Consider the following 2,784-nt stretch of genomic DNA (forward strand, 5'->3'; position numbering starts at 1 on the left):
CCTCCTCATTCCTCACAAAAACGTTCCTCGATAAGCCGCTGCTGTCACGCGGTTATTCTCTTAGCTAAAGACGGATGTATGTTCCAGTTAACCCCATCGGATGCTGACCTGTACTGGTACCTGGGAAGGTTCATGTTCGTTACTGGTATCATCTACATGCTTCTCATCGCGGTTGGCGTCGATCCAGTGCCGTCATCTTCAATTGATTTCGTGTTTGGAATTTTGTGGGTCGCACTGGTTCCGGCAGTCGAGCAGGCATCCGACAGCACGCCGCTGTACAAAGAACTCGATTTCGGTAGTGAATGAACAACAGACAGGTTTGCAGACCAGATGATTCACCCGGATCAGTATGAAGCCAGCGTGGCTTACCGCCGCACCTATTCTCTAAATCAAACAGTTGGCGAACAATCGGGCCAGATTGCTATCCGAGTCTCGCATATAAGATGGAACGCGGATATGTGGCAGCCATCTGCTCTGAATCGTCTTGGTCGCTACACTCATAATGACTAGTCTCGTCTCTTACCGGTGATCGCCGTGAACGTGGATGGCGATCACCGGTAAACAGTGAGACTAGTCATTATCAGTAAGTCGCCGAACTGTATCACTAGCTGCTGGTTGCGCTCGCGCCCGTTCCGATGGCAACCCCGGTGCCCATTCCAAGGGCGACTCCGATCGCGAGTGAGTCCAGCACGAGACCCAGAGAGATCCCAAGTGCCGCACCAGCCGCCATCCCGATACCGAGATACATCGGATCAATCTCACTATCGGAGTCGGACGCCGAACCCATACGGAACGATACTGTGTGTCAGATAATAAATTTCGTTCCGTTTCTGACGACGGCCGATTCTGTCTGCGGTGTGTCACCGGTAATACTCCGAGGAGGTGCGAACGTCGTCTCCCCCTGTCCACTGCGCTCACACCGCCACTGTTTCGAGGTTCACGATAGGCTCTGTCGCACATACTCGGCACCCAGAACTAAGAGTGTCGCAATCAGTCCGGACCGGACCCCTGCGTCGATACTCGTTTCGAGCGACTCGCCGAGGACGGCCTGTGACGTGATCCCGACACCGAACGCCGCACAGAGACCGACGCCCACTGCGCCGAGGACGACGATGTAGTCGCGTCTCATGAGTGTGATGGTGGAGCTGGATTCCTGTTGTGGTACTGGCTATCTGTCCGCCCAAGCAGCCCACAGGCCAAGCACGATCGCAATCACGCCCAGGCCAGTCGTCACAACCGACGGGTCCCACCAGTCAACTGCGGCAGCTGCAAGTCCAGCAACACCGAGAGCGACACACAAGAAGCCAGAGATCTTGCTCGGGTATCGTGGGTAGTTTGCGAGCCAGTCCGGCCCGGAAGCCTTCTTTTCGTCTGTCATTTAGTTGCTGGTCAGGATTGGTCTCTAATGAAGATTGCTGGCTGTTTCTCACCCTGAAGTGGTTGTGGCGAGCCTGGACCGAGAGAGACAACGGGCGGTATCAGGATCGACCCGTCGCGGTCGGTCGAGTACGCTTTCGGTCCCGCGTATTCAGCGGTTCACCTCATTGGAGAGCCGCTTCCCACCTTCGACGGCTATGAACACGGCGAGGACTCGCCAAGCGAGCGCCATATCAGCGAAAGCAGGAATTGTGAACGTCGTGATGGCGAGCGCGACCGCCCCGAGGACTTCTGCGGTCCCAACCGCGACAGCCGTCCTGTTCATCGGTGTATGCACTGTCGTGGAGTAGTTCGTAGAGCGTATTGGTGATTGTGAACGCCGAGGACACGGCAGATTCATCGCGAGACGTGTACTGGTTGATACTGCTGCATCCACGCTCTCTATCGGTCACGGTGATTCTGACAGAGAATGGATACGTCGATAGTCCCTGTGCAAGATAGAAGGCGCGAGTCGGTCAGCACCATCGGGACCGTTCGCTCGGCACAGGTATGAAGATTCCAGTAACAGGTGGGTGAACGCAGTGCATATTTATCCCACGCGGGTAATCACACGGTCGATGCCCTCCATCATCGACCAAACGCTGTTTAGTGAGCCCTCTGGCCGTCCCCTTGGACTGGTGTTCCTCTGTGGCGCACTCCTGCTGACCGGGCAGCAGGGGTACTACGTCATTGTAGAAGGGGCAACACCGTTCTACGCTACACTGTTTATTAGCGTCGGGATGGCCCTCTCCGGAATTGCCGAGTCCTTGCCGAAACCCTGCCGACGGGAAGCTGGTGTCCTGAGAATCACTGCGCTTACCGTACTGGCGAGTCTTCTCGTGATCCTCTTCTTGGCACCCGACCTCATCACTGCGTGATAGACGGAAGGCCTTCGAGTCCACCGACGTTCTGAGAGCACTGTTCTCACAAGTACCCTGCTGCATCCACCCTCTACGCCGGTCACGCTGATTCTGATAGAACATAGATGAGTCGATAGCACCCAGATTTATGACTGGCGTCGTGCAACAGTCGCTTGATGCCCTCCAATGACGACCGCAGCTTCACCGAGAGAGCTGCGGACTTCCTAGATAGTATCGGCCTCGAGGACTTGACCGAGGATTATCGTGAGGAGAACAACGCCGGAGATGATAGACTGGCAGACGCGTTCGATCCACTTCCCGACGCTCTCGCGGAAGTCCCCGAAGTCCACGAAGTGAACAAAGTGAACACGCACCGCGATGGCGACGACATTCTGGTTCCCGTCGTTCCGGTGATTTTTGAGGACGCGGGCGAACCCGCTATGGACACTGTCTGGGACGTGGGCGGAACTACCCTCGAAGCTATCCATTCGGTCTTCGAGGAGTTCCA

General features: G+C 56.1%; 7 protein-coding genes. 3 read left to right on the forward strand and 4 right to left on the reverse strand.

The window, feature by feature from the left end:
• A partial coding sequence (locus ACQUQ0_RS17460; protein WP_435187009.1) for a hypothetical protein occupies positions 1-306 on the forward strand: 306 nt, incomplete at its 5' end.
• A 298-nt stretch (positions 307-604) separates the two neighbouring features.
• On the opposite strand, the gene ACQUQ0_RS17465 is transcribed toward ACQUQ0_RS17460, so the two are convergent.
• From ACQUQ0_RS17465 to ACQUQ0_RS17480, 4 genes are all read right to left on the reverse strand, one after another.
• The gene (locus tag ACQUQ0_RS17465; protein ID WP_435187011.1) at positions 605-787 is read right to left on the reverse strand and encodes a hypothetical protein; all 183 of its coding nucleotides are present in this window, start codon (positions 785-787) and stop codon (positions 605-607) included.
• Positions 788-937: 150 nt separating this feature from the next.
• Positions 938-1,129, reverse strand: a complete 192-nt coding sequence (locus ACQUQ0_RS17470) for a hypothetical protein (protein WP_435187014.1) — start codon at positions 1,127-1,129, stop codon at positions 938-940.
• A gap of 39 nt (positions 1,130-1,168) precedes the next feature.
• Complete coding sequence (locus tag ACQUQ0_RS17475) at positions 1,169-1,378, reverse strand: hypothetical protein (RefSeq protein ID WP_435187021.1); 210 nt, start codon at positions 1,376-1,378, stop codon at positions 1,169-1,171.
• 150 nt (positions 1,379-1,528) lie between these two features.
• Positions 1,529-1,702, reverse strand: coding sequence for a hypothetical protein (locus ACQUQ0_RS17480; protein WP_435187023.1), 174 nt, complete (start codon positions 1,700-1,702; stop codon positions 1,529-1,531).
• 292 nt (positions 1,703-1,994) lie between these two features.
• Here ACQUQ0_RS17480 and ACQUQ0_RS17485 point away from each other — a divergent pair, with 292 nt between their 5' ends.
• Together ACQUQ0_RS17485 and ACQUQ0_RS17490 are read left to right on the forward strand one after the other, a co-directional pair.
• Complete coding sequence (locus tag ACQUQ0_RS17485) at positions 1,995-2,294, forward strand: hypothetical protein (protein WP_435187024.1); 300 nt, start codon at positions 1,995-1,997, stop codon at positions 2,292-2,294.
• A 158-nt stretch (positions 2,295-2,452) separates the two neighbouring features.
• Positions 2,453-2,784: hypothetical protein (locus tag ACQUQ0_RS17490; RefSeq protein ID WP_435187026.1), on the forward strand; the 332-nt coding region annotated here is incomplete at its 3' end.

It is taken from the genome of Halobellus sp. EA9 (assembly GCF_051195055.1).
GTDB classification, from domain to species: Archaea; Halobacteriota; Halobacteria; order Halobacteriales; family Haloferacaceae; genus Haloquadratum; species Haloquadratum rubicundus.

What these genes read in the sequence shown, in the direction of transcription:
- ACQUQ0_RS17475 (WP_435187021.1), bottom strand. Translation starts at nt 1,378, where the DNA reads ATGACAGACGAAAAGAAGGCTTCCGGGCCGGACTGGCTCGCAAACTAC.
- ACQUQ0_RS17465 (WP_435187011.1), bottom strand. Translation starts at nt 787, where the DNA reads ATGGGTTCGGCGTCCGACTCCGATAGTGAGATTGATCCGATGTATCTC.
- ACQUQ0_RS17485 (WP_435187024.1), top strand. Translation starts at nt 1,995, where the DNA reads ATGCCCTCCATCATCGACCAAACGCTGTTTAGTGAGCCCTCTGGCCGT.
- ACQUQ0_RS17470 (WP_435187014.1), bottom strand. Translation starts at nt 1,129, where the DNA reads ATGAGACGCGACTACATCGTCGTCCTCGGCGCAGTGGGCGTCGGTCTC.
- ACQUQ0_RS17480 (WP_435187023.1), bottom strand. Translation starts at nt 1,702, where the DNA reads ATGAACAGGACGGCTGTCGCGGTTGGGACCGCAGAAGTCCTCGGGGCG.